The 25,514-nt window shown below is 46.1% G+C and carries 27 protein-coding genes, 1 pseudogene and 2 riboswitches; of the genes and pseudogenes, 17 read left to right on the top strand and 11 right to left on the bottom strand.

What is annotated here, in order from left to right; translation table 11 throughout:
- Positions 1–18 precede the first annotated feature (18 nt).
- Entirely contained in the window at positions 19–774 is a 756-nt protein-coding gene (sigI, locus tag MHI30_RS07390) for an RNA polymerase sigma factor SigI (RefSeq protein WP_009328616.1), read from the top strand.
- Positions 771–1,862 carry an anti-sigma factor domain-containing protein gene (locus MHI30_RS07395; RefSeq protein WP_003181042.1) on the top strand — a complete coding sequence of 364 codons (1,092 nt, stop codon included), beginning with the start codon at positions 771–773 and terminating at the stop codon, positions 1,860–1,862. Before sigI ends, MHI30_RS07395 begins: the two co-directional genes overlap by 4 nt.
- 12 nt (positions 1,863–1,874) lie before the next feature.
- Here MHI30_RS07395 and MHI30_RS07400 read toward each other — a convergent pair whose 3' ends face one another.
- Entirely contained in the window at positions 1,875–2,072 is a 198-nt protein-coding gene (locus tag MHI30_RS07400) for an alpha/beta-type small acid-soluble spore protein (RefSeq protein ID WP_003181044.1), read from the bottom strand.
- A 130-nt stretch (positions 2,073–2,202) separates the two neighbouring features.
- Positions 2,203–2,922, bottom strand: a complete 720-nt coding sequence (locus tag MHI30_RS07405) for a DUF1836 domain-containing protein (protein WP_075753145.1) — start codon at positions 2,920–2,922, stop codon at positions 2,203–2,205.
- A 141-nt stretch (positions 2,923–3,063) separates the two neighbouring features.
- Between MHI30_RS07405 and htpX the strand changes: the two genes are divergently transcribed.
- From htpX to MHI30_RS07430, 5 genes are all read left to right on the top strand, one after another.
- Entirely contained in the window at positions 3,064–3,957 is an 894-nt protein-coding gene (htpX, locus tag MHI30_RS07410) for a protease HtpX (protein ID WP_003181048.1), read from the top strand.
- Positions 3,958–4,103: 146 nt separating this feature from the next.
- Positions 4,104–5,453, top strand: coding sequence for a TrkH family potassium uptake protein (locus tag MHI30_RS07415; RefSeq protein WP_003181050.1), 1,350 nt, complete (start codon positions 4,104–4,106; stop codon positions 5,451–5,453).
- Positions 5,454–5,565: 112 nt separating this feature from the next.
- Positions 5,566–7,566: a penicillin-binding transpeptidase domain-containing protein gene (locus tag MHI30_RS07420; protein ID WP_009328614.1), complete on the top strand. Its 2,001-nt coding sequence runs from the start codon at positions 5,566–5,568 to the stop codon at positions 7,564–7,566.
- A gap of 47 nt (positions 7,567–7,613) precedes the next feature.
- Complete coding sequence (locus tag MHI30_RS07425; RefSeq protein ID WP_003181054.1) at positions 7,614–7,829, top strand: hypothetical protein; 216 nt, start codon at positions 7,614–7,616, stop codon at positions 7,827–7,829.
- Positions 7,826–8,014 (top strand): hypothetical protein, encoded by a 189-nt coding sequence (locus MHI30_RS07430; protein WP_003181056.1) that lies wholly within the window; start codon positions 7,826–7,828, stop codon positions 8,012–8,014. The genes MHI30_RS07425 and MHI30_RS07430 overlap by 4 nt, the downstream gene beginning before the upstream one ends.
- A 52-nt stretch (positions 8,015–8,066) precedes the next feature.
- Here the strand turns inward: MHI30_RS07430 and MHI30_RS07435 are convergent, their stop codons facing one another.
- Positions 8,067–9,092 carry an acyltransferase family protein gene (locus tag MHI30_RS07435; protein WP_003181058.1) on the bottom strand — a complete coding sequence of 342 codons (1,026 nt, stop codon included), beginning with the start codon at positions 9,090–9,092 and terminating at the stop codon, positions 8,067–8,069.
- Positions 9,093–9,401: 309 nt separating this feature from the next.
- Between MHI30_RS07435 and MHI30_RS07440 the strand changes: the two genes are divergently transcribed.
- From MHI30_RS07440 to MHI30_RS07450, 3 genes are all read left to right on the top strand, one after another.
- The gene (locus MHI30_RS07440; RefSeq protein WP_003181060.1) at positions 9,402–11,612 is read left to right on the top strand and encodes a PAS domain-containing sensor histidine kinase; all 2,211 of its coding nucleotides are present in this window, start codon (positions 9,402–9,404) and stop codon (positions 11,610–11,612) included.
- 7 nt (positions 11,613–11,619) lie between these two features.
- Positions 11,620–12,117: a methylated-DNA--[protein]-cysteine S-methyltransferase gene (locus MHI30_RS07445; protein WP_003181061.1), complete on the top strand. Its 498-nt coding sequence runs from the start codon at positions 11,620–11,622 to the stop codon at positions 12,115–12,117.
- Positions 12,118–12,208: 91 nt separating this feature from the next.
- The gene (locus tag MHI30_RS07450) at positions 12,209–12,322 is read left to right on the top strand and encodes a hypothetical protein (protein WP_003181063.1); all 114 of its coding nucleotides are present in this window, start codon (positions 12,209–12,211) and stop codon (positions 12,320–12,322) included.
- A gap of 6 nt (positions 12,323–12,328) precedes the next feature.
- Here the strand turns inward: MHI30_RS07450 and mtnA are convergent, their stop codons facing one another.
- From mtnA to MHI30_RS07465, 3 genes are all read right to left on the bottom strand, one after another.
- Positions 12,329–13,390, bottom strand: a complete 1,062-nt coding sequence (gene mtnA, locus MHI30_RS07455) for an S-methyl-5-thioribose-1-phosphate isomerase (protein WP_009328612.1) — start codon at positions 13,388–13,390, stop codon at positions 12,329–12,331.
- 5 nt (positions 13,391–13,395) lie between these two features.
- Positions 13,396–14,592 (bottom strand): S-methyl-5-thioribose kinase, encoded by a 1,197-nt coding sequence (mtnK, locus tag MHI30_RS07460; RefSeq protein ID WP_075753143.1) that lies wholly within the window; start codon positions 14,590–14,592, stop codon positions 13,396–13,398.
- Between the two features lie 84 nt (positions 14,593–14,676).
- Positions 14,677–14,820, bottom strand: a riboswitch (SAM riboswitch).
- Positions 14,821–14,903: 83 nt separating this feature from the next.
- Positions 14,904–15,683, bottom strand: coding sequence for a carbon-nitrogen family hydrolase (locus MHI30_RS07465; RefSeq protein ID WP_003181070.1), 780 nt, complete (start codon positions 15,681–15,683; stop codon positions 14,904–14,906).
- Between the two features lie 95 nt (positions 15,684–15,778).
- Here MHI30_RS07465 and MHI30_RS07470 point away from each other — a divergent pair, with 95 nt between their 5' ends.
- From MHI30_RS07470 to MHI30_RS07490, 5 genes and pseudogenes are all read left to right on the top strand, one after another.
- Complete coding sequence (locus tag MHI30_RS07470; protein WP_075753141.1) at positions 15,779–16,969, top strand: pyridoxal phosphate-dependent aminotransferase; 1,191 nt, start codon at positions 15,779–15,781, stop codon at positions 16,967–16,969.
- 49 nt (positions 16,970–17,018) lie between these two features.
- A riboswitch (SAM riboswitch) is annotated at positions 17,019–17,118 on the top strand.
- 84 nt (positions 17,119–17,202) lie between these two features.
- Positions 17,203–18,420 (top strand): 2,3-diketo-5-methylthiopentyl-1-phosphate enolase, encoded by a 1,218-nt coding sequence (gene mtnW, locus MHI30_RS07475; RefSeq protein ID WP_003181075.1) that lies wholly within the window; start codon positions 17,203–17,205, stop codon positions 18,418–18,420.
- A pseudogene (mtnX, locus tag MHI30_RS07480) lies at positions 18,417–19,082 on the top strand (2-hydroxy-3-keto-5-methylthiopentenyl-1-phosphate phosphatase); the annotation flags it as partial. The gene mtnW and the pseudogene mtnX, both read left to right, overlap by 4 nt.
- Positions 19,080–19,700, top strand: coding sequence for a methylthioribulose 1-phosphate dehydratase (locus tag MHI30_RS07485; RefSeq protein ID WP_025805738.1), 621 nt, complete (start codon positions 19,080–19,082; stop codon positions 19,698–19,700). The pseudogene mtnX and the gene MHI30_RS07485, both read left to right, overlap by 3 nt.
- A 20-nt stretch (positions 19,701–19,720) precedes the next feature.
- Positions 19,721–20,257: a cupin domain-containing protein gene (locus MHI30_RS07490; RefSeq protein WP_075753139.1), complete on the top strand. Its 537-nt coding sequence runs from the start codon at positions 19,721–19,723 to the stop codon at positions 20,255–20,257.
- 27 nt (positions 20,258–20,284) lie between these two features.
- Here the strand turns inward: MHI30_RS07490 and fosB are convergent, their stop codons facing one another.
- On the bottom strand, positions 20,285–20,749 hold the full coding sequence (gene fosB, locus MHI30_RS07495; protein ID WP_020451143.1) for a metallothiol transferase FosB: 465 nt from the start codon (positions 20,747–20,749) through the stop codon (positions 20,285–20,287).
- Positions 20,736–21,056, bottom strand: a complete 321-nt coding sequence (locus tag MHI30_RS07500) for a YkvA family protein (protein ID WP_075753137.1) — start codon at positions 21,054–21,056, stop codon at positions 20,736–20,738. The genes fosB and MHI30_RS07500 overlap by 14 nt, the downstream gene beginning before the upstream one ends.
- A gap of 215 nt (positions 21,057–21,271) precedes the next feature.
- On the opposite strand from MHI30_RS07500, the gene MHI30_RS07505 reads away from it, so the two are divergent.
- Positions 21,272–21,514, top strand: coding sequence for an aspartyl-phosphate phosphatase Spo0E family protein (locus MHI30_RS07505; protein ID WP_075753135.1), 243 nt, complete (start codon positions 21,272–21,274; stop codon positions 21,512–21,514).
- Positions 21,515–21,572: 58 nt separating this feature from the next.
- On the opposite strand, the gene MHI30_RS07510 is transcribed toward MHI30_RS07505, so the two are convergent.
- Entirely contained in the window at positions 21,573–23,084 is a 1,512-nt protein-coding gene (locus tag MHI30_RS07510) for a PAS domain-containing sensor histidine kinase (RefSeq protein ID WP_075753133.1), read from the bottom strand.
- Between the two features lie 237 nt (positions 23,085–23,321).
- Here MHI30_RS07510 and MHI30_RS07515 point away from each other — a divergent pair, with 237 nt between their 5' ends.
- The gene (locus tag MHI30_RS07515; RefSeq protein WP_020451147.1) at positions 23,322–23,777 is read left to right on the top strand and encodes a MarR family transcriptional regulator; all 456 of its coding nucleotides are present in this window, start codon (positions 23,322–23,324) and stop codon (positions 23,775–23,777) included.
- A gap of 23 nt (positions 23,778–23,800) precedes the next feature.
- On the opposite strand, the gene motB is transcribed toward MHI30_RS07515, so the two are convergent.
- Both motB and motA read right to left on the bottom strand, forming a co-directional pair.
- Positions 23,801–24,580 carry a flagellar motor protein MotB gene (gene motB / locus MHI30_RS07520; RefSeq protein WP_075753131.1) on the bottom strand — a complete coding sequence of 260 codons (780 nt, stop codon included), beginning with the start codon at positions 24,578–24,580 and terminating at the stop codon, positions 23,801–23,803.
- A complete protein-coding gene (motA, locus tag MHI30_RS07525; RefSeq protein WP_020451149.1) occupies positions 24,573–25,376 on the bottom strand; it encodes a flagellar motor stator protein MotA in 804 nt (267 codons plus the stop codon). Before motA ends, motB begins: the two co-directional genes overlap by 8 nt.
- Positions 25,377–25,514 lie beyond the last annotated feature (138 nt).

The following is a 25,514-nucleotide window of genomic DNA, read 5'->3' on the forward strand; positions in this document are numbered from 1 at the left end:
GTATAGGGAGGAACTGAGGTGAAACCAGTGCTTAGCCTTTTGTTTAAGACAGGAAAAAGGAAACAATCATTAGAAGAGTCTGTAATAAGCATACAAAAAGGAAATCAGCAGTTGCAAAACGAGCTTATCGATCAATATAAGCCTTTTGTGGCTAAAACGGTTTCATCCGTGTGCAAACGATATATAGATGAAAAAGATGATGAATTCAGCATCGGCTTGATTGCATTCAATGAAGCCATTGAAAAATATTCTTCAGATAAAGGAAATTCTCTGCTTGCATTTGCAGAGCTGATCATTAAGCGCAAAGTCATTGATTATATCAGAAAAGAAGCGAGAAATGCCCAGAACATCAATATGGACATGCAAGAAGGAGAAGAACAGGAATCCTCCCAAAGCATGATTGAAGCGGAGCTTTCCATTCATGAATTCAACCGCATGCTCGAACAGGAGCAAAGGCGGGAGGAGATTCTCCATTTTAAAGAAAGGCTTAAAAGTTTTGGCCTGTCTTTTTCCGATTTGCTGGAGCATTCCCCGAAACATACGGATGCAAGGCAAAACGCCATCAAAGTGGCATATACGCTTGTCGAACATGAAGAATTAAAAAAGATCTTGTTTGAAAAGAAGCAGCTTCCCGTCAAACAGCTTGAAAAGCTTGTGGCTGTCAGCAGAAAAACCGTAGAGAGAAACCGCAAATATATCATCGCTATGGCGATCATTATAACGGGCGATTATGTTTACCTTAAAGATTATCTAAAAGGGGTGCTCAATTCATGAGAAGAGGAATTATTGTAGAAAAAAATAAAAAATTCGTCACATTGCTAACCCCTGACGGACAATTTTTAAAAGCAAAGAGCACAGAGGAAGATTATGAAATCGGTCAGGAAATTGCTTTTCCCGCGGAGACGAGAATGTCGAGAAGGCGTGCGGGCTTTTTTGATCTGCTTTCGCTCCGTCCGCTGAAAGCCGGCGTTTTTTCAATCGCCGCGATCATGCTGCTCGCTTTCATGATCATCCCTGATGTTTTAAACAATAAAGCATACGCCTACATGACGATCGATATCAACCCAAGCTTTGAATTGACGCTCAACAAAAACTGTGAAGTTATCGATTTGGTGCCGCTGAACGAGGATGGGAAGGCCTTAATGGATAGTATAAAAAATTGGGAAAAGTCTGACTTTAAAGAAGTGATCAGTGAAATTGTCGAAGACAGCGATAAGAGCGGTTATGTCACCGAATCAAAAGAAGTGCTTATCGCCACAGTATACGAAAACAATGAAGATGACACGTATAAGGCGACGGTAAAAAGCGAAATCGATGATGTAGCGAAAAAATACGAGCAGCAGAATTATAAGATGGAAGCGGTGGAATCAGACCTTGATACGCGTGCAAAAGCCCAAAAAGAAGGCATCTCAACAGGCCGTTATATCCGTTCCCACAAAGATGAATTAGAAGACAAAAACAAAGATGATGACAATGAAAATAAAAAAGATGATCAAAATCAGGAAGAAAACACAGGAGAAAAGGAGAAAGCTGTGAAAGAAGAAGATCAGCCGGAACAGCATACGGATGATAAAGAAGCAGATACGGAAGATCATCCGGACGGCGAAAAACCTTCAGATGAAGATCAGTCTCAACCTGATCAAGAAATGGAAAAAGAAAAGGAGTCAAATTCCCCTAATACCAAAAACCCTCAGGAACATAACCATAATGACAAAGACGGTCAGCAGACGGAGGAAGGAACGCCAAAAAGCGGTTCCGGTTCAAATCAAGAGAGCTCTAAATCACCTCCTTACCAAAAGGAGAAAAAGCCTTCTGACCAAACGAATAAACAAGAATATCCGCCGAGCGGGCCCGGCGAATAATCCATAGGGTATTTATTTGTCATTATGCCCATTCAATTGAGCTTGTGCCTGCTGTACAAGTCGTTTTGTCATTTCCCCGCCTACAGATCCGTTTGAGCGAGCGACCGAGTCCGAGCCGAGCTGGACGCCGAACTCTTGGGCGATTTCGTATTTGAACTGGTCTAAAACCTGCTCTGCCCCGGGAACGAGGAGCTTATTCGTTCTTGCCATGCATTCTCAACTCCTTTTTCAATTGGTACTGCTTGTTTAGTTTGATTTGGACTGAGGCTTTTTATGCTGGCAATTGTTGAAGGGCAAAAAAACGCCTGGCAATTGGCAAGCCAGGCGCGCCGGTCGGCGATTATTTCATTTCATATTTTAAGAAGACGCTGTCAATCATGGAATGTGCGGTCGCCTGAATGTGCGAAGCGATGACGGACAGCACAGTGACTGCGGTGATGTCTCTCGCTTTGTTCCATTCGGGATCGGCCAGATCTTTATAAAAATCGCGGAGCTGTCCAGTCTGCTCAATGACGATTTTTTCAAGCGCCGATTTATTGAGCGTATAGTCTTTGATCTGGTACACATGATCAAGGACCCGCGCATACCCTTCATAAAAGCGCAGCGGACTCACTACATCATCGGAGCGGTCTGTAATCGTATTAAAAATCGTTGTTAAGATCGGACGGGTCGTTTCGAAGTCATAAACCGATTTTAAGTCTCGTACAATGAGAAGGATGACGGCTTGGTCGATGGAATATTTTTTGCCGAGTTCCGGATGCCCCATCAAATCTTTTATATCGCGTTTGATCCAGTTTTGGATGGCTGTCGATTTTAAGGATGTCAGTTCGCACAAATTTCCAAGTTCAACAATTTCATTTGTGGAAAGTCCGTGTTCCGTTTTTTGTTTTTTCCGTTCGTACCGGGCAATGAATTCGGGGATGTCCAAATTGTCTTCCGGCTCATCGGGCGCCAAATCGGCCGATCTCAAAAGAATCGCAAGCGGACTGACATCCAGCTGCCCTTTTAAAGCGTACATCAGTTTGGCCATTTCCAGGCGAGTCAGTTTAAAAGGTTTCATCATTCCACCTCATTATGTATTAAAATGAAATAGCAAACAATATAAACATTATCTTACGTCTTATCACTTGCATTTTCAATTCTATGCCGTATAATTTTATTATACGAGTTCATTTGATCTTATTATAACATGGAGGTAATCATGGGAAAAAGAATCTTTCTCTTTCTTTTATCGAACATCTTAGTCATTACGACGATCGGTATCGTGCTTTCGATTATCGGTTCGCTGACAGGGGTAGGCACGTATTTCACGGCTAACGGCGGCATCGATATTGTTGCGCTTCTCGTATTTAGTGCAGTTGTCGGTTTTGTCGGCTCCTTTATGTCGCTCTTGATGTCAAGATGGATGGCGAAAATGGCGATGGGCGTTCAGGTGCTGAATCCTGATAAGCAAACGCTCAGCTATGAAGAACAGCAGCTCGTTGACCGGGTATATAAGCTGTCCCGCGCTGCCGGACTGACAAAGATGCCTGAAGTCGGCATCTACAATTCACGCGAAGTGAATGCCTTTGCGACCGGGCCGTCTAAAAACCGCTCGCTTGTCGCTGTATCGACGGGCCTTCTTCAGGAAATGGATGACGACGCAGTGGAAGGCGTACTTGCCCACGAAGTGGCGCATATTGCAAACGGCGATATGGTGACGATGACGCTCCTTCAAGGAATCGTCAATACGTTCGTTGTTTTCTTTGCAAGGATTGCGGCATGGGCTGTTTCACGCGTTGTCCGTGAAGAGCTGGCGCCGATCGTTCACTTTATCGCGGTCATCGTATTCCAAATTGTGTTCTCTATTCTCGGAAGCCTTGTCGTGTTTGCGTACTCCCGCCACCGCGAATATCATGCGGATAGAGGAGGAGCAGACCTTGCAGGCAAGGATAAGATGATTCACGCGCTCCGCTCGCTTGAGCAGTACACTTCAAGAGTCAAAGAAGAACAGGCATCTGTTGCAACTTTAAAAATCAACGGGAAAAAGCATACATCGCTTTTCTCAACACACCCTGATTTAAGCGACAGAATCCGCCGTCTGGAAGCAAAATAATAAAGATGCAAACCCCCTTTTTCAAGGGGGTTTGCTTTTTAAATTTAAAAATCGAAAAGCGGCTGTACATAATAGCATGTTTCCTTTAAAATGGAACACGTTATACACAAGAAGCAATTTTTGAATATTGAAAAGAAGGAACGATTATGAAGGTTTTATTGAGAAAACTACTGCGCGTGCTGTCTCCTGTACAGCTGATCGCGCTCTATTATTTTTTAGCGGTGACAGTTTCGGTTGTTTTATTGAGTCTGCCCGTTGCACACAAAAATAATGTTGAATGGTCTTTTATCGACGCCCTTTTTACCGCGGTGAGCGCAGTGAGTGTAACCGGTTTGACGGTTGTTGATACAGCCGATACATTCAGCACGGCCGGAATTTGGATTTTGGCGTTTGTTCTGCAATTTGGCGGGATCGGCGTGATGGCTTTGGGTACATTCGTCTGGCTGATTTTCGGCAAGCGGATCGGTTTGAAAGAGCGCCGTCTGATTATGACCGATCAAAATCAATCCAACTTATCGGGCCTCGTCAAGCTGATGAAGCACGTGCTCGGCTTAATCCTGCTGATCGAGCTGTTTGGCGGGCTGATTCTCGGCACTTATTTCTTAAAGTACTTTGAGACACCTGGAGAAGCCTTTATGCACGGATTTTTTACAAGCATCAGTGCAACGACCAACGGAGGTTTCGACATTACAGGCAACTCGCTGATTCCGTTTCAGCATGATTATTTCGTTCAGTTTATCGTGATGATGCTGATCATTCTTGGAGCGATCGGTTTTCCGGTCCTCATCGAGGTAAAGGATTTTCTGCTCAGCAAAGAGCGTAAATTCTCTTTCAGCCTGTTTACTAAATTGACATCAGTAACTTTTTTCCTTTTAGTAATTGGAGGTGCGATCGGCATATTTGCCATGGAAGCGCGCTTTGCTTTTTCAGGGAAATCGTGGCACGAGGTATTTTTCTTTTCTCTGTTTCAGTCGACGACGACCAGGAGCGGCGGACTCGCGACGATCGATATCAGCCAATTCACGCATACGACCATTTTGTTTATGTGTATGCTTATGTTTATCGGCGCTTCGCCAAGCTCTGTCGGAGGGGGCATCCGGACAACGACCTTTGCCTTAAACCTGTTGGCCCTGTTCCACTTCGCGAGGGGAAATAAATCGGTGAAGGTTTTCAAAAGGGAACTGCACCAAGCGGACTTGATGAAATCATTGATTGTAACGCTGATGGCGGTTATTCTTGTTTTCGTCTCGACACTCATTTTGACAGTGACAGAAAAGCATTCTTTGCTTGAACTGCTGTTTGAAGTGTGTTCGGCCTTCGGTACGACGGGCTTGTCGATGGGCATCACCCCAGATTTGAGCACGATTGGCAAAAGCGTCATCATCCTTCTGATGTTCATTGGCCGAATCGGCATTGTCACGCTGCTTTATTTATTCGGCAGAAAAGAAATCGAAGCGAATTACCATTACCCGAAGGAAAGGATCATTATCGGATAAGAAAGACAGTTTAGTCAAACTGTCTTTTTTTATGATCATAAAGTCGGTCGCTGTATTTATTTGTATGATATAATGCTTAAATGGCGGACTTGAAAAAAAGGGGGAAACAACGATGAAAAAGAGAGTCATCCATTTGTTTATAGCCGCCGGATTTCTATTGCTCGCCGGAGCCTGTTCTAACGAGCCGACAGCAAAAGAAAGCATGGACCAATATGTAGACAAATGGAACGAGCAAAAATTTGAAGAAATGTATGAACAGCTGTCGGCTGAAGCGCAAAAATCGATTTCAAAAGACGATTTCATCAAGCGTAATCAATCTATTTATGAACAGATTGGAGTTTCCGATTTGAAGGTTTCAACCGTCGACAACGATGAAGATGAAAAAAATAAAGAGAAAAATGATTCGGTGACGATACCGTATAAAGTCAGCATGAAGACATTGGCCGGTCCGGTTTCTTTTCAAGGCAAGGCAAAGCTTGTCAAAGAAAAAAAAGACGGAGACACTTCATGGAAGGTCAACTGGAACCAATCCTTTATTTTTTCACAGCTGAAGAAAGGGGAGACCATCCGGATTACCGCCAAGGAGCCAACTAGAGGCATCATTTATGACAGAAACGGAAAGGCGCTCGCTACGAATGCGACAGTGCCTGAAATCGGCGTCGTTCCGGGGCAGCTCGGAGATGATAAAGACGGTGTCATCAAAAAGCTCGCGAACATGCTTGATATGGAAAAAGAAGACATAGAAAAACAGCTGTCCGCAAGCTGGGTGACGGACGATTCATTCGTTCCCCTGAAAAAAGTGAAGCCTGGCAGCACCGAGCTTCTCAAAAAAGCGACCTCTCTCCCCGGGGTTTTGAAGCAGGATACGCAGTCAAGATACTATCCTTACGGTGAAAAAGCCGCACATCTTACCGGTTACATACGGCCGATTACCGAAGAGGAATTAAAACAGAATAAAGAAGGCTACAGCGAGCATTCACTGCTCGGAATCGTCGGTCTCGAACATATTTATGAAAAAGAGCTCAGAGGAGAAATCGGCTGGACGATTTCGATCCCTGAATCAGGCGCGACGGTTGCGTCAAAGGATGCAAAAGACGGAAAAGACATCCACACCACGATCGACATTAAGAAACAGGAAGAACTGTACAGCCAGTTAAAAGATGACTCCGGCGCTGCCGTTGCTTTAGAACCGCAGACTGGAGAAACGCTGGCGCTTGTCAGCGCGCCTTCATATGATCCGAACGGGTTTTTGTTCGGCTGGAAAAAAGGAGAATGGGAAAAGCTCAACAAAGATGCGTCTGCGCCATTCACCTCTAAATTTAATAAAACTTATGCTCCGGGTTCAACGATCAAACCGATCACCGCTTCAATCGGTCTGAAAAATGATGCGATCAAAGCGGATGAACCTAAGAAGATCGAAGGGAAGGAATGGCAGAAAGATTCGTCATGGGGCGGATATAAAGTCACACGGGTTTCCGATCGACTAAGCGACGTCAACTTGGAAAACGCGCTGATCACATCCGACAACATTTATTTCGCCCAGACTGCCCTTGATACAGGCAAGGATCAATTTGTCGAAGGCCTGAAATCATTCGGCTTTGAGGAAAAGCTTGATTATGAATTCCCGACGAAGTCTTCCTCCATATCAAACGAAGGAATCGACTCGGATATTCTCCTTGCCGATTCAGGATACGGACAGGGGCAAATGCTGATGTCGCCGATACACCTTGCGGCAAGCTATACGCCTTTCTTGAATGACGGTAATCTGATCAAGCCGCACCTGATCAAAAAGGACGGCGAAGAGAAAGAAATATGGCATAAAAACGTACTGCCCACAGGCGGAGCAGAAGCGATTACAAAAGGGTTAAAAGGCGTTGTAGAAGACCCGCGCGGCTCGGCTTACAAGCCGGTTGTCAAAGGGCTTACGATCGCAGGGAAAACGGGAACGGCCGAACTGAAAACGAAAAAAGACGAAAAAGGCAAAGAAAACGGCTGGTTCACCGCCTATGATTACAAAAACAAAAACCTTTTAATCACGATGATGATCGAGGATGTTTCAGACCGCGGCGGCAGCTCATACGTCGTTAATAAAGTGAAAAAAGTGTTTAAATAAGCACCCTTCAGGGTGCTTATTTTTTTGCCGAAAACTGGATGTGTGGAATGTGCCGAAACGGAAAGGATATGGATGAAACGACTAAAGAAAGGAATGTCATTATGAAAAGAAAAGTTGCCAGGAATGAAGCGGCTCTTAACAATAAAACGCCTGCTGAAAGCATGCATGATCATCAATACATGACCCAATATGACGCCGAAAACGGAGACAGGGGAGCCAACCGCAACTCGAAACACGGGAAGCAGGGAGAATCGCACCAATGAAAAAACACCAAAAAAGCAAGGATATGCAAAACCATAAAAAACCGATGAATCCCGATGTGCTTCAGGAGGAATTTTCGAACGAACTGGGCGATGTCAACGCCTTTAAATTTATCGATGTGATCGAGAACAATAAAAAGAAGAACAAAAAGGCGGACGGACAGAAGCGGGATAAAGATAAAGAATGAAACTGCAGAGCAAACGAGAAAGGTCCAAATCGGAAACGATTTGGACCTTCATTTATTTTAAATAAGGGTTATATCCGTTGTCTTTTTTCAACAGCCTTATTAAATTCGTCATTTTTAATTCGATGAACGGCTGGGCGACCGTTTTCACAAATCCGCTTGATAAGCAGAAGGTTAAAATTGCCGTGGCGATGAACAATAGCGTCAGACTCTGATAATCGGCAAGCCATTCTTCCGCGCCCGTCTTTCTGAACGACTTGATGATAAAGCCGTGCAGCAGGTAGACATAGAATGTGCGCGTTCCCCAGAGGGTAAAGAAATACCGCCTTTCAGGCACCAGCGCCATGAACGCGAAGGTTGAGGCAAATGTTATAACGAGAAGCGCCACCCGGTTTAACCCGCTTTTTATCCCGACATCGCCGAATTCCGAATAAGGCTTGGAACCGAACAGCCAGGAGTAATCGAAGTCTGCAAAAAAGTAGAAAACGAACGTTGCTGCTAAAACGGCTAGAGCCGCTTGCTTTCCTTTCCAGCCTTTCAGCATTTTAAAATGGTCTTTTTGCAAATAATAGCCCGCCAAAAAGACCGGAAAGAAAACAAACGTGCGGGACAGGCTGAGCGTGTTGCTGATCATGTCGATATACCCGACAAGAACGGCAATCGCAAAGCTTGCGGCAAACGCCCATTTCGCCGGCAGTTTTGTGAACGGAAACAACAGGAGATTCCAAAAAAACAAGCTCAGCAAAAACCAAAGCGACCATTGCGGTTCAAACGGATTTGCGGCAGTTAAGCTTTGATCATCGATAAAGGAATAAAACAGCGTATAGATTCCCTGGAAAATCAAATAGGGAACGATCAGCTTCCAGGCGATTTTTTTGACATATCCGGGCCGATTGAACCCTTTTGCAAAATAGCCTGATATGAGAATAAAAGCAGGCATATGAAACGTGTAAATAAATTTATAAATATGAAGCAGTGCATCATTGTCATGAATATAGGACCTGATTATATGTCCGAAGACGACGAGAAAAATCAATAGGAATTTTGCGTTGTCGAAATAGCTGTCGCGTGAATTCGCCATAACATCACCCTTTCGCAAACAATTTCAGGAGGCGCCGGTGCGGGAAGCGTCTGAACCCGGCTACATTCTTTCCGGAATGACGTCTTCAACCAGTCTTGCCTCATTTTAAAATTTTAAAATAGAAAGCATGTGTTTTCCTATGCATTAAGTCTTATTGTTAGGCCGATGTAATTGAACAGTAAGGAACTTTTATATCGTCATCTTCATGTAAAATAGGCGGAAAGGTTGTAAAAGTTTGAAACAAATGAAGGAAGATTTTCCGGTTTGTAGAATAATTGGAGGACAGGTTTTCAAGAAGGAGTGTAATAAATGGAGGAAACTCTTGATTTGAATGAATCCTTAAATCTGCAAAACCAGCTGAACAGACTGAAGAAAGAAAACGCCAAGCTGAAAGCGGATTTGTATCAGTATGAGCTGCTGTTTAACGGGACGCTGGACGCTATTTTTATATTGGATAAACAGATGAACATCATTAAGGCGAATGATGCCGCCTGCAAGATCCTGCAAAGCCAAAAAAAGAATTTGCTGAACCGGTCGGCGCTCGACTTCCTGCACGCCGTTCCGCCGGATGAACTAAACCAGAACATTCACCGCTTCTTGGAGCGGGGATATGCGAAAAAAGAAGTGGCCATCAGGCTTGACAACGGATCTGTCAAATATATCGAATTTACCGCAAGCAAAGGAATCGGTGAGGACTGCTTTTTTGTCGTCATGAGAGACATTTCGTCTAAAAAAATATTGGAGCGGGAGCGCACCATCAATGAAAAGCTGTTTAAAGATTTGTTTCACCGTGCGGTTGAAGGAATCGTCATCTTTGATAAACAAGGCTGTTTCATCGATGCAAACCATTCGTTTTGCCAGAGCTTCGAAATTGAAAAATCAGAGCTCTCAAAACTGAAGCTGTCTCAATTCGTATCGCCTGAAAACAAGGGGCGGCTCGATAAAATCTGGAACGCTCTTTTCAGAAGAGGGAAGGCAAAAGGGGAGCTTCCTGTCCGCCTCAGATCAGGAGAAGACAGGCTGTTTGAGCTGACGATAACCTCGAATATTTTAAATGGCTTTTACATGTCGATTATGAGGGATATTACCGAAAAGCGCTCAATGGAAAAACAGCTGTTTAAGAGCGAAGAACGCTTTAGGGAAGTCTTTGAAAATGCGATGGATGCCATCATTCTGATGAATAACGACGGCCGCATCGTCAAAGCGAACCAGTCGGCCTGCAAAATCTTCGAACTGCCGATGGACCAGCTGCTCAACAAGAAGATGACTGATTTTATAGATCGAACCGATCAGCGGTATCATGCCATTCAAAAGCAGTACGATCAAAAAGGGGAAATCCGGGCGGAACTGCTGTTTCGTATGGCAAACGGACAATATAAGGAGCTTGAGTTCACATCAAAACGGATTATGTTCGACAGCCAGGACTTAACCATTTTGAGAAATGTCAGCGACAGAAAACGAATGGAACAAGAATTGCGGGAAAGCGAATTGAAGTTCAGAAAAGTATTCAACGGATCAATGGACGGAATCGTTCTTTTCAACAACCAGTACGATATTATCGATGCGAACCCCCTTGCCGGAAAAATTCTCAGCATCCCTCTTGAACAGCTGAAAACGTCCAATCTTCTTGATGTCATCTCCGGCTATCACATCGAAAACGCGGCTTCTCCCGCTAAAACGATTTCCTTTGAAGAAATGGACAATGATATCCCATTCCTGCTGAGCGACCAAAAACGGATACTTGAATTTTCATTTAAGCGAAACATCATTCAAAATATGAATCTGGCGATGCTCAGAGACGTGACGGAACGAAAAGAGCTTGAAGAGCGGCTCCGCAAGTCTGATACCCTCCATGTCGTCGGAGAACTCGCAGCCGGAATTGCTCATGAAATCCGCAACCCGATGACGGCATTAAAAGGATTTATCCAGCTGCTGAAAGGCAGCATCCAAAATGAGGATCACGCGCTTTACTTTAATGTCATCACATCAGAGCTCAAAAGGATTGAATCCATTATTACGGAGTTTCTCATCCTTGCAAAACCGCAGGCGATTATGTATGAAGAAAAAAACATCGTCAAAATCATGCAGGACACAATGGATTTGCTGCATGCGCAGGCAAACCTTGACAACGTCCAGATGCATCTGAAGTGCGAAGACGGCATTCCGCTGATCTACTGCGAGCCGAATCAGCTGAAGCAGGTATTTATCAACATTTTGAAAAATGCGATCGAAGTAATGCCCGACGGAGGCAATGTATATGTGTCGATCAAACCGAAAGGAGACGACCATATCATTGTCTCGCTTGCTGACGAAGGAATCGGCATGACAGAAGACAAATTGAAGAGGCTCGGCGAACCTTTTTACACGACAAAAGAACGGGGCACTGGACTCGGGCTGATGGTCAGTTATAAAATTATTGAAGAACATAAAGGAAAAATCGAAGTTGAAAGTGAAGAAGGGAGAGGCACGACATTCCACCTGACTCTCCCGATCAGACAGCAGCATGAGGAGGAGGCTTAATCGCATCGTGGGCTTTTATATTGAAATGACCTCGCCTTTTGGACAAGCCTACATCGTCGAGGAAAATAACCATATTACACATTTGCTATTTGAAAAAGAAGAACTAAAACAGCTTCAACAAGACGGCCTGGAGCTTCGCCCGGCCGAAACGGAATTGTTGAAGGAGGCAAAGCGCCAGCTCGAAGAATATTTCCAGGGGGAGCGGAAAACGTTCACCCTTCCTCTCCGCCAGGATGGAACCCCGTTTCAGAAAAAGGTGTGGGAGGCGCTGCAGTCGATCCCGTACGGTGAATCACGGAGCTATTTAGACATCGCATGCGCCGTCGGGAATCCGAAAGCGGTGCGCGCAATCGGCCAAGCCAATAAAAGAAATGCGCTGCCGATTTTGATCCCGTGCCACCGTGTCATCGGCAAAAATCGTTCATTGACGGGGTATTCCGGAAATGAAACGGATAAAAAAGCGGTGCTGCTCGACATCGAAAATATTGCGTATAAAGGAAAATAATATACGAGCACGCCGTTTCTTTTTTTCGTCCGCGACATATAATTTTATTAAGTTAAAAATGTTGGCCTTGGTAAAAAAGGAGGACGAATAAGTGAAAACAAACCGCCCGAAAAAAATAGCAGGATACGCGGAATTGTTCGTCAAGCTGCACGTTTTGACCGAAGAGCAAAAGAAAGACATCATCAAATCGATTAAAATCCGCTAAAGCGGCCTAAGTAAGGGCTTCAGCGGAAAACAGCGCTTCGATTTCTTCTTCAAATCTATCTGTGATAATCCCTTTTTCCGTGATGATTCCAGAGATTAAATCGTGCGGCGTGATATCAAAAGCAGGATTGAACACAGGCACCTCTTGCGGCGCTATTTGCGTTCCGTTTATCCGTCTGACTTCATCCGGATCGCGTTCTTCAATCGGAATGTCGTCGCCGCATGAAATCGAGACATCAAAAGTTGACAGGGGAGCAGCGATAAAAAACGGGATTTGAAAGGCTTTGGCGAGGATTGCCAAGCCGAACGTTCCGATTTTATTGGCTGTATCTCCGTTTCTTGCGATCCTGTCCGCTCCGACAATGACGGCTGAAATGTTCTTTTCCTTCATCGTATGGGCAGCCATGCTGTCTGTAATCAGCGTCACGTCAATCCCCCCCTGCATAAGCTCCCACGCCGTCAGGCGCGCCCCCTGAAGAACAGGCCTTGTTTCACAGGCGTAAATATGAAGGTCGAGATCCTTTGTTTTGGCAAGGTAAAACGGGGAAAGGGCCGTTCCGTACCTGCTTGTCGCGATCGAGCCGGCGTTGCAGATGGTCATGATGCTGTCGCCCGATTTGAACAAATGCAGAGCATTCTGTCCGATCTGCCGGCATGTTTCTTCGTCTTCAACCTGGATCTGAATCGCTTCGTGGACGAGGTTTGTTTTTGCCTCATTGACCGATTTTGCGCCCTCTGCGCTTTTTAACAGCCGATTGAGGGCCCAGGATAAATTGACGGCTGTCGGCCTTGCCTGATTGAGTTCATCTTTGATTTTGCGGAGCTCCCGCAGAAAAGCGGAAACATCAGATGTATCGATGCTTTGTGCGCAAAGGGCGAGTCCGAAGGCGGCTGTTATGCCGATGGCAGGCGCTCCCCTCACTTTTAGCGTTTGGATCGCATCATAGATGTCTTCTTTAGTTGTGAGATGCAGGTACTCCGTCTTTTCGGGAAGCTTTTGCTGGTTCAGGATTTTTACCGATGTTTCTTCCCATTCGACAGAACGGGGCACCGCAAATTGTTCCGGCATGTCATTCACTCCTTAAGCGCGTTTCGAAACGCTTCAATCATGTCTTTTGGCGTCCGGAAACCGCTGCGTTTTTCTATGAATGCTGCGCCTATTTTAAGGGCGAGCTTTTTTTGGCTGATTCTCCGGGAAAATGGAACGATTGTATCAAGGTCCGCAACATGGGCGAGGCCGATCGTCCGGCGGATCATTTCGCAGCCGGCGAAGCCTGCTGCGTCTTCAAACGCCTGTCTCAGGACTGACTCAAGGCGCCCATTCTCATGTTTGCAAGTCTCAACAGCATCGTTTTCCCATGCTTCGCTGAATGTCCGGCTGAACGTATTCCAGACGGTCTCAACATGGCGGTATAAAGGAGCCCGCCTGTTTTCTTCGCGAGAAAGCGCGTTTAACAGCAGGTTGGCGATAAACTGTCCGATGTCAAACCCGATCGGGCCGAAAAACGCAAACTCAGGGTCGATGATTTTCGTTTCGCCATCTTCACCGGCGAAAATGCTGCCTGTATGCAGGTCGCCGTGGATCAGCGTTTCCTCCGCTGATAAAAAGCGCTGCTTCAGTTTTGCCGCTTCAATTTTTAGCGCTTCATTGCGCCAAAGAACTTCTGCTTCATCGCGAAGCTCTTCTTCGAAATCGTTCGTCTCATGGTCAAAGAAAGGGTCTGTGAACACAAGGCTTTCTGTAATATCGCACAGATCCGGATTCGTAAACTGCTTCACAAGCCGCTCTTTAACCGTTGGGTCAAGCGCATATTCTGATGAGTAAAAATGCGTTTTTCCAAGGAATTCTCCGATATCTTCCGACAGATGCGGGTAATCCTTCCCGTCAATCAGTCCGTTTCTGGCGATTTCCAAGTGAGAAAGGTCTTCCAATACGGTGACGGCAAGCTCGGTGTCAGAATAGTACACGTTCGGAACAAGGTGCGGAACGTGCTCAGCCTGGCGGATCAGCGCACTGCTTTCGATTCTTGCCCTGTCAAGCGTCAGCGGCCAGCTTTCGCCGACGACTTTTGCATAAGGCACCGCCTGCTTGATGACCAATCCTCTTTGCTGCTCTTTGTCATAAACGCGGAAGACCAGATTCAGGTTTCCGTCCCCGATCTCTCGGCATGTCAGGGTGCTTTTGCTTGGAAAAAGCCCGAGACGGACGGCAAGCGCGGCCGCGGAGCTTTCAGTCAAAGTTTCGTATGCTGCGGTTTTTGTTACGGTCATGTGTGATTCCCCCTAAAATGTCGTTAACAAATAAAAAAACCTCTTTCTCGTCGAGAGAAAGAGGCTGATTTGTCGCGTACGCCTCTCTTATCTCTCAGAATTCAAAGTCTGATGGAATTAGCACCGTGCCCTAGCGGCGCAGAGATTCGCGCCCCATTTCACAATGGTATTACGGTCGGTTGCTGTTGGGATCATTAGGCCAGTCCTTCACCCAACTCTCGATAAGAGAAATCAATATAAAATTTTGAAATTTCAGTTCGGTCAGTTGCTGAACATGTTACCAGCATCTCCGTTTTCTTGTCAACATTTTTTTAATATAAATCTTTGCGAATGTCCTCAAAAACCGGAATTTGCCCCCGCGCTTTTTCAATGTCCCTTAGGTCGATTTCGGCCCTGATGACCGCTTCTCCGCGTCCTGCTTCAGCAAGGGTGCGGCCGAGCGGATCAATGACTGTGCTGTGGCCCGCAAATTCGTTTGCCGGGTCTTTTCCCGAACGATTGCAGGCTGCGACAAAGCACTGATTTTCAATCGCTCTGGCTTTTAAAAGGCTTTGCCAGTGATCGAGGCGGGCGAGCGGCCACTCCGCCGATACAAAGATGATGCCCGCACCTTCGCTCGTATGTTTTCTGATCCATTCCGGGAAACGGATGTCGTAGCAGATGAACCCCGCAGCCGGCATCCCTTCAAGCTCGAAGCGCCCGTCGCCTGAGCCCGCTGACAAATAGAGGTGTTCGTCCATCAGCTGAAAAAGGTGAGCTTTGCTGTATTCTTTGATCAAATGTCCGTTTTTGTCTGCGATGTACATGATATTGTACACACCGCTTTTTTTCTTGACTGCGACTGAGCCGCATACGATATGGATGCGGTTTGCTTTTGCCGTTTCCTGCAGCCATCTCTTCGTTTGCCTGCCTTCTTCATCCGCGATGGAGCCGAGATTTTTTAAATCATAACCCGTCGTCCACAGCTCAGGAAGGAGAAGGATATCCGCCTTCCGGCTTTCCTGCTCGATCAGCTGCTCCGCTTTTTTGAAATTTTCAGAAGGATTGCCGTACGCGATATCGAATTGCAGGCATGAAATTGTCAGCTTCACTCTGGATCACCTCATTTTTTTCTTTACATTTTACATTTAACAATATATGATGATGGACTATCATTTCAAGAATTTTTCAAAAGCGGGTGAATCGTATGAAATTTGAGCATTCAGATGTACTGAAGCAGCTGCCGGAGCAGTTTTTCGCTTCCTTGGTCAAAAAGGTGAATGAAAAAATTGCCGCCGGCCATGATGTCATCAATCTCGGTCAGGGGAATCCGGATCAGCCGACACCGGAACATATCGTTGATACAATGGCGCAAGCCGTCCGCAACCCTGAAAACCACCGGTATTCTTCCTTTCGCGGCAGCCGTTCACTCAAGGAGGCGGCGGCCGCGTTCTATCAAAGGGAATACGGCGTAGAGCTCGATCCTGAACGCGAAGTCGCTGTATTGTTCGGCGGAAAAGCCGGTCTTGTCGAACTTCCGCAATGTTTGTTAAATCCGGGGGATACAGTGCTCGTTCCCGATCCCGGCTATCCCGACTACTGGTCGGGCGTTGAACTGGCAAGAGCGAACATGGAAACGATGCCGCTTACAGCGGACAATCAGTTTCTGCCTGACTACAGCCGGATTCCCAAGGAAGTGAAAGAAAAAGCGAAGCTCATGTATTTAAATTATCCGAACAACCCGACCGGTGCCCAAGCCACATCTGCTTTTTTCGAAGAGACCGTCCGGTTTGCCAAGTCGAACGGAATTTGCGTCGTCCATGATTTTGCCTACGGCGCGATCGGCTACGACGGCAAGAGGCCTGTCAGCTTTCTCGAAACGGCGGGAGCAAAAGACGCAGGAATCGAAATTTACACGCTTTCCAAAACGTATAATATGGCTGGATGGCGGGTCGGGTTTGCAGTCGGCAACGCCTCTGTGATCGAAGCGCTGAACCTTTACCAGGACCATATGTATGTCAGCCTCTTTAAAGCAGTCCAAGACGCCGCGGCGGCCGCGCTCCTATCAGATCAAGCGTGTGTCCAGGAGCAAAATGAGCGCTACGAAAAAAGGCGGAATGCATGGATCCGCGCGGTCCGCGATATCGGCTGGCATGCGGATGCTCCGCAAGGATCTTTTTTCGCCTGGATGCCTGTTCCCGACGGCTATACATCTGAGGCTTTTTCCGATCTGCTTCTCGAAAAAGCGAATGTCGTCACAGCGCCCGGGATCGGCTTTGGCAAACACGGAGAAGGGTATGTGAGAGTCGGCCTCTTGACAAGCGAAGAGCGGCTCCGGGAAGCGGCTTCGCGTATTGCCAGGCTGAATATATTCAAAAAGACCGGCGACAGTCATTGACAACCGGGAGAAACGATGGGATAATTCAAAATAATTTATAAAATCAATATTCTTATCAAGAGCAGGCAGAGGGACAAGCCCGATGAAGCCCGGCAACCGACTTTTTAAGCACGGTGCTAATTCTTGCAGCTGACGCTGAGAGATAAGGATTCGAACCTGAAAAGCGAAACCTCTTTTAGCTAAAGCAGCAAAAGAGGTTTTTTTATATGCATGAAGCAGGAAGGAGCTACAGAATGAGTGAACTTTTGGCAACATATATCTTGGCCGATCCAGGCTGTGACGCAGAAAAGCGGGCCGAGCAAATCGCGATCGGGCTGACGGTCGGATCGTGGACAGATCTGCCGCTCTTAAAGCAGGAGCAGCTGAAAAAGCATAAAGGACGCGTCGTCAACGTCGAAGAAACAGAAAGCGAGCTGGGGGAAAAACAGGCAACGGTCACCATCGCCTATCCGGAAGCCAATTTTACAAACGACATTCCCGCTGTGCTGACGACCGTTTTTGGAAAGCTGTCTCTCGACGGAAAAATCAAATTGGCGGATTTGGAGTTTTCGCGGTCTTTTAAGCAATCTTTGCCGGGTCCAAAATTCGGCGTATACGGGATCCGGAAAAAAATCGGCGAATTTGAAAGGCCGCTGTTGATGAGCATTTTTAAAGGCGTCATCGGCCGCGATATGGAAGACTTGAAGGAACAGCTGAGGCAGCAGGCTCTTGGCGGAGTGGATTTGATCAAGGACGATGAAATCCTATTCGAAACAGGCAGTGCCCCCTTTGAAAAACGAATCACGGAAGGAAAAAAAGTGCTTGAGGAAGCCTTTGAAGAAACAGGGCGCAAAACGCTGTATGCCGTCAACCTGACGGGCAGGACAATGGAGCTGAAAGCGAAAGCGAGAAAAGCAGCCGAGCTCGGAGCTGATGTTTTGCTGCTTAATGTGTTTGCCTACGGGCTCGATGTTTTGCAAAGCTTTGCAGAAGACGATGACATCCCGCTGCCGATTATGGCGCACCCGGCAGTAAGCGGCGCACTTACTTCATCGCCGCATTACGGTTTTTCCCATTCGCTCTTGCTCGGCAAACTGAACCGGTATGCGGGTGCCGATTTCAGCCTGTTCCCTTCTCCGTACGGAAGCGTCGCTCTGCCGAAGCGAGATGCGCTTGCCATATACGATGAATGCACGAAGGAAGACGTCTTTAAACCGACATTCGCGGTGCCGTCGGCCGGCATTCACCCCGGCATGGTCCCGCTCTTGATGAAAGACTTTGGCATTGACCACATCATCAATGCAGGCGGGGGGATTCACGGCCATCCAAACGGGGCGGCAGGCGGAGGAAGAGCGTTTCGGGCGGTCATTGATGCCGTCTTAGAAGCGGAGCCTGTCGAAGAGAAAGCAAAGCGCTCTCCCGATTTGAAGCTCGCCCTTGAAAAATGGGGAAGGGTTGAGGTCTCTGTATGAGAAAGCCGCTTATCATTTGCGATTTTGACGGAACGATCACAACAAACGACAACATCATCAGCATTATGAAACAATTTGCTCCAGAAGAATGGACCGCTCTAAAAGACGGGGTTCTGTCCAAGGACATATCGATTCGGGACGGAGTCGGCAGAATGTTTAATTTGCTTCCGGCCAGCCTGAAAGAAGACATTACGGCATATGTACTGAAACAAGCCGAGACCCGCCCCGGATTTAAAGAATTTGTTTCTTTCCTGGATGAGAAGGGTCTTCCGTTTTACGTTGTGAGCGGAGGGATGGATTTTTTCGTCTATCCTCTGCTTGAAGGAATTGTCGGAAAGGACCGCATTTATTGCAACGAGGCCGCTTTCACCAGCCGCAATATCGAGATCCGCTGGCCGTATCCGTGTGACGGCGGCTGCGGAAATGACTGCGGCTGCTGCAAGCCTTCCATCATCCGCCGGCTGAAAGGCCGGGACGATTTCGTTGTCATGATCGGGGACTCTGTTACAGATGTTGAAGCTGCCAAATGTTCCGATTTATGCATCGCGCGCGACTATTTGCTGCGGGAATGTGAAGAGCTCGGCTTGAAGCATGCGGCATTCGGCGATTTCCGCGATGTAAGGCGAATACTCGAAGAGACCGCGGAGGTGAAAGAATGGATGTCTGAGCAAAAACGGCAGGAACTAGCCGAGGTAAAAAAAGAGCTTGCGGAAAGGGATTGGTTCCCGGCGACAAGCGGTAATCTGTCAATCAAAGTATCAGAAGACCCGCTGCGGTTTCTCATCACAGCAAGCGGAAAAGATAAAAGAAAAGAGACCGAGGAGGATTTTCTCCTGGCGGACGAAGAGGGGAGGCCGGCGGAGACCGGACACGCGCTGAAGCCGTCGGCGGAGACGCTGCTGCACACCTATGTCTATCAACACACAAACGCCGGCTGCTGTCTTCACGTCCACACGGTTGACAACAATGTCATCTCAGAGCTTTATGCAAAAGAAAAGCAAGTGACATTCAGGGGCCAGGAAATCATAAAGGCGCTCGGACTTTGGGAGGAGCACGCGGAGGTCACGGTCCCGATTATCGAAAACAGCGCTCATATTCCTGATTTGGCGGCGGATTTTGCCGGGCACCTTTCAGGCGATTCAGGCGCAGTGCTGATTCGCAGCCACGGCATTACTGTCTGGGGAAAAACGGCATTTGAGGCAAAGCGGATGCTTGAAGCATATGAATTCTTGTTCAGCTGGCATTTAAAGCTGAAAGCTTTGCAGGCTTATCACGTTTAACTAAAAAAGGGGGAGAAAGCATGGCGACAATTCGGATCCATGATGAACAAAACACGAGCATTGAAAACCAGGAAGAAGTAGAACAATTTCTAAAGCGGCAGGAGGTCATTTATGAAAAGTGGGATATCACAAAGCTGCCGGCCGGCTTAAAAGAAAAATTCGATTTGACCGATGAAGAGAAACAGGAGATTTTAGACGTCTTTGCCGCTGAAATAAAAGACATTTCAAAACGCCGCGGCTATAAAGCGAGCGATGTCATCTCGCTTTCCGACCAAAATCCGAAACTCGATGAGCTCTTGAAAAATTTCAAACAGGAACATCATCATACAGACGATGAAGTCAGATTTATCGTCAGCGGCCACGGCATCTTTGCGATCGAAGGAAAAGACGGCACATTTTTTGATGTCCTCTTAAATCCGGGAGATTTGATCTCCGTTCCTGAAAACACCCGCCATTATTTCACGCTTCAGGAAGACCGAAAAGTCGTGGCTGTCAGAATCTTTGTGACGACAGAGGGATGGGTGCCGATTTATGAGAAAGAGAGTGTGAGCCGATAATGAAAAAGCGTCCGCGTGGACGCTTTTTTATTTGTTTCTGTCATAAAGGGCCTTGATGTGGCCTTCATGAAAGGAGAGATGCTGTTTTTCATTTTGATAGTATTGAAGACGGTCAAACACAGAGCCGGTGTGAAGCTCGAACTTATGGCCGTCCGGATCTGAGAAATAAATTGAATCTTTGTCGCCTTCATGCCGTTTTCTGCCCTTTAGCACGTTTACACCTAAATCGCGTAATTTCTTTTCCCAGAACGGCAAATCTTCCTGTTGAATCGAAAAGGCGATATGGGTGTAAGAGTCGTGGATTTCCTGTCTCTTAATGTCTTTCTCTTCGTTTAATGCGAGCCAGATGCCGTTCAGGTCAAAATAAGCGGTTTTCTCGGCCTTTACGAGCCACTTCGCATCAAACACCTTTTCATAGAATGAAATAGAGACGGACAGGTCAGAGACCGAAAACAAGAGATGATTGATACCGAGAATATTATTGTTTGCCATTGCCGTGTATTCCTTCCGTTAGATGTATTTCAAATCCGTCCAGCTCTTTAGTGATTTGCCTGAATAGAAAAGCGAGCACAGCCGCGTCATCAAGCCAGCCGACACCTGCGAGAACATCGGGAATCAAATCGACCGGAGACAGCACATAAATCAATGCCAGCGCGGCCAGTAAAATCGTTTTTTTCGGGAATAAGGGGAAGTCTCCCTTTCTCCAGGCTCTAAATGCCTTGAAAAACAATAAGAGGCCTGAATAGGCTTCTTTCACGGCAAAGATGGTTCGGAGCCTTGACACTGGTTTTTTCATCATTTAGACCTCCTTCTATCCGCATGAACTCTTTTAAAGGTGTTTGCCGTATTTCATCGATGGGTATTACACCTTTAATTCCACAAATCTATTATACTCGATTTCAAAATAATTTTTTGAAAAATAGGTTTACAAAATAAGTATAATCTGTAATAATGCTCAAGTACGCAAAATCTGGATGGTTCTAAGAAACGATATGTCGGTAAGGGGTGAAGCGTATGCAAAGTTATGTTGAAAAAGAAGCATTGCTCGTTTCTATCAGCAAGAAGCGGCAAATGATGGTTGAAGCCGCTGAAATCTATGGATTTACAGGGGATGAAACGATCAGGCGGAGCCAGGAGCTGGATCAATTAATTTATGAATATCAAAAACTGTCTATGAATGAAAACGCGTCTGACAATCTGCTTCAGGATTTTTTAGGCTGCATCGACTGTCTGACCGTTGAAAAATATACGGCATAGTGACTGAACGAAAAAGAGCTGCCGTGGAAGGCAGGCTCTTTGCAGGAACGGGGAAGCCTCAGTCAACCTGTTCCTTTGAAGTCGGCAGCGTAATCGTTACAGTCGTTCCTTTATGCTGTTCGCTTTCGATCTGAATGGTTCCCCCGTACATGGAAATGATGCGCTTGCACACGACAAGGCCGAGTCCGGTTCCTTTTTCCTTTGACGTGACAAAAGGCTGGAAAATACTCTCCATCAGTTCTTTTGGAATGCCTTCTCCGATATCCTTCACAATAATTTGCGCCTTCTCTTGATGATGTTCGATTTGAATGAGCAGCTTTCCGCCGTTTTTCATCGATTCAAGAGCATTTTTGGCGACGTTCAAGACAACCTGCTTAATATGATCTTTTTTACAATACACATAAGCCGGGTCTTCTCCGCAGTCTTGAAATTCCACTTCCACATTATATAAATTTGCCTCAGAATGAATAATCGGCATGATTTCGTCAATCATTTCGTTCATGGCGTTAAGCTGCCACTGCTCTGCCGTCGGCTTTCCGAGCACGAGAAACTCGCTGACAATCTGGTTGATCCTCCGGATTTCCTGGTCGATGATTGAGAAATACATTTGATCTTCTTTTGATTGATATTTTTTTTGCAGGAGCTGGATAAAGCCGCTGATACCTGTCAGCGGGTTTCTGATTTCATGAGCGGTGCTCGCTGCAAGGGTGCCGATTAATTCGAGCTTCTGCGCTTCATTTTGGGCGCGCTCCTGCTTGGTCCGCCGCTTCAGCAGCACATACTGGAGCATGAGGAACATAATATTCAGCAGAATGAAAATACTTAAAAATGACAGCAGAAGACTGTGAACGATTTCATCAAGCTGGACCGGTTCCGGATAAACTTCAAGCTTCCAGTCGATCTGATCCAAAAAAGCGTCGACGGTGCCGCCGTCCGGCTTCTCAGGAGGAGAATGGCCTGCCGTAAAGACAATCTGATTCTTCTGATTGAGAATTTTGATATAAAGCTCAGGGCTCAGGACGTTCATGATATTTTTCAGATAATCGACGCGGATCGAAGCCAGCAGAAAATTTGTCGTTCTGCCTTCGCTGTCATAGACAGGAGTAAAAATATTCAGCTCCAGCCTGTCCGACACTGTATGTATATCGTCTGTGATCACGGATTTTTTTGATTTTTCCGCTTTTTGCAGAATGCTCTTGTACGAAACCTTCTTTTTTTCTTTGACGGGGGACGTGCTCACCATGACATCGCCGTCTTTATTTAAAAGGTATAAAGCCGAAAAACGCGGTTCTTTTTTATACGTTTCCGTCAGGATTCGTTTGATATGCTGCTCATTAACAGGGTGGTTGAGGGCCGTGGCAAGGGAGCTGAGCCTTGCTTCTGTTTCGCCGATCAGGTAGTTGATTTGGTTGCGGTGAATATTGAGCATGAGAGTCGCAGTCTGACGGTGCTTTTCAGTGATATTTTCTCGTTCTTGTTCGTATACAAAAAAGCTTATAATGAAGGCGGGGATCATCACCAAGATCAAATAAAGCCTGACTTTCTTCCATAGATTTTTCAAATTGCGCATATTTTTACTCTCTCCCAATCGATACAGGAATAGGGGTATTATATCACTAGTGAGAGCCGATTTATAGAAAAGATAACCAATACCGTGAAAATAGGACACAATACCGGGGAATTTCCGGATATATCTATTTGATGTTCGATTCCTACTCATCATAACATGGTTTGAATGTTAACAGTTGACATTTTCCTCATAGTTTATTAATGTTTTCCTGTAGTTGTTTCTTTGGAGATGAGAGATATGAGTAATAGAGAACAGGAACAGTCCTTGAAATTATTTATTGTATTATCTCGAGCGTACAGATCCATTAATGATCATATGAATAAACATATTCATCATCATGGTCTGAATCCAACCGAGTTTGCCGTTTTAGAACTCCTCTATCATAAAGGGGATCAGCCCCTTCAGCAAATAGGGGATAAGATTCTTCTGGCGAGCGGGAGTATTACATATGTGGTTGACAAGCTTGAGCAAAAGGAGCTGATCGCGAGAAGAGCCTGTGCGACCGACCGCAGGGTGACCTACGCGCAAATTACAGATAAAGGCACCAAGCTCCTGGAGAAGATTTTTCCGGGTCATGCAGAAGAGCTTCACCACATGATCAGCGTGTTAAGCGATGAGGAGAAAGAAGCCTGCATCGAAATGCTGAAAAAAGTCGGACTGAACGCAAGAAATATTTATAAGGGCAAAGAATAAGGAAGCTGCCAAAAGGCAGCTTCCTATTCTTTTTTATTCAGGTTTTCCTGGCCGATCGGCAGGATGAGGATTTCAACACGTCTGTTTTTCCTTCTTCCTTCTTCGGTGTCATTTGAAGCGATCGGTTTAAATTCCCCGTAGCCTTTCGCACTGAATATTTTGGCGTCAAGCTTGGGATTTTCGATTAAAAGCCCCATGAAATTAACAGCCCGCATCACACTTAAATGCCAATTTGATTTAAATTGAGAATTTCGAATCGGCACATTGTCCGTATGTCCGCTGATTACGATATTGCGGGGCGGATTCAAGACGAGAAGGTCGGATACTTCCTTGGCCAGCGGAATGTCCTGCTGGCGGATCTCCGCTTTTCCGGAATCAAAAAAGATATTATCCTCGATGGAAAGAAGGAGGCCTTCGTCTGTCAGCTTCGTATTGACCTGTTTTTCAAGATTTTTCTCTTTAATAAACCGGTTGACCTGCTCCTGAATTTTTTTCAGCGACTGCTTGTCTTTTTCTTTTTGATCTTGAGAGAGATCTTTTGCTTGGTCAGGGCTTTTTCCATCTTCGGTTGTGCTATTTTTCGGCTCGGTGAAGCTGGAATAATCCATCATTCCTGTTCCGCCGGTAAATACGGCATTGAATGATTTAGACAGCATATCGAACTTCTTGGCGTCGATCGAGCTCATGGCAAACAGTACGATGAACAAGGCCAATAGCAGTGTCAGCAGATCGGCATATGGGATGAGCCAAGACTCATCCACGTGTTCTTCATGGTCTTTTTTGTGCTTCTTTTTTCTAGCCATTGCTGCTGTCTCCTTTGTCTCCTTCTGGGATGACGATGCTGGAGCGTTCGCTTGGAGAGACGTACATCAAAAGCTTTTGTTCAATGACTTTTGGCGCCTGGCCTTCCAAGATCGAAAGGATGCCTTCAATCATGACTTCGCGGACTTTGACTTCCTGTTTGGATTTCCGCTTTAATTTATTGGCAAAAGGATGCCATAGTACATATCCGGTGAAGATCCCGAGAAGGGTCGCGACAAAAGCGGCGCTGATCGCATGTCCAAGCGCTTCGGTGTCGCTCATATCCGCAAGCGCGGCGATCAGTCCGACAACAGCGCCCAAAACGCCGAGTGTCGGCGCGTATGTGCCCGCCTGGGTAAAAATGCCCGCTCCGACTTGATGCCTTTCTTCCATTGCTTCAACTTCTTCAGTTAAAACGTCCCTGATAAATTCGGCACTTTGGCCGTCTACTGCCATGCTCATGCCGTTTTTCAAAAATTCATCATCGATCTCATTTAAATTTGCTTCCAAAGCGAGAAGTCCTTCGCGTCTTGCGATTTGCGCCCACTCGGAAAACATCGGGATCAATTCGTTGATTTCGATCATCTTCTTCTCTTTGAACAAGATGCCGAAGAGTTTGGGAACTTTTTTGATCTCGCGGATTGGAAAAGCGATCACAACTGCTGCGATTGTCCCGACAAGGATGATCAGCCATGCCGCGGGATTGACGAGAACGGAAGGGCTGACACCTTTCATGACCATGCCGACACCTACTCCGATGATAGCTAAGATGATTCCAATTAACGATGTTTTGTCCATTTTTTCACCAATTCCTTTAACTAACTTTTCTATCGTTAATATCGGTGTTGCGCGATAGGAACTTTAGGGTGTTTCTTAAATTGTTTCAAAATCATGGCGAAAAGGGACTTTAGGGTTATTTAATGTTAAAAAATAGAA

Origin of the sequence: Bacillus sp. FSL L8-0528 (assembly GCF_038593085.1) — a bacterium.
In the GTDB taxonomy this organism is placed as follows: Bacteria; Bacillota; Bacilli; order Bacillales; family Bacillaceae; genus Bacillus; species Bacillus paralicheniformis.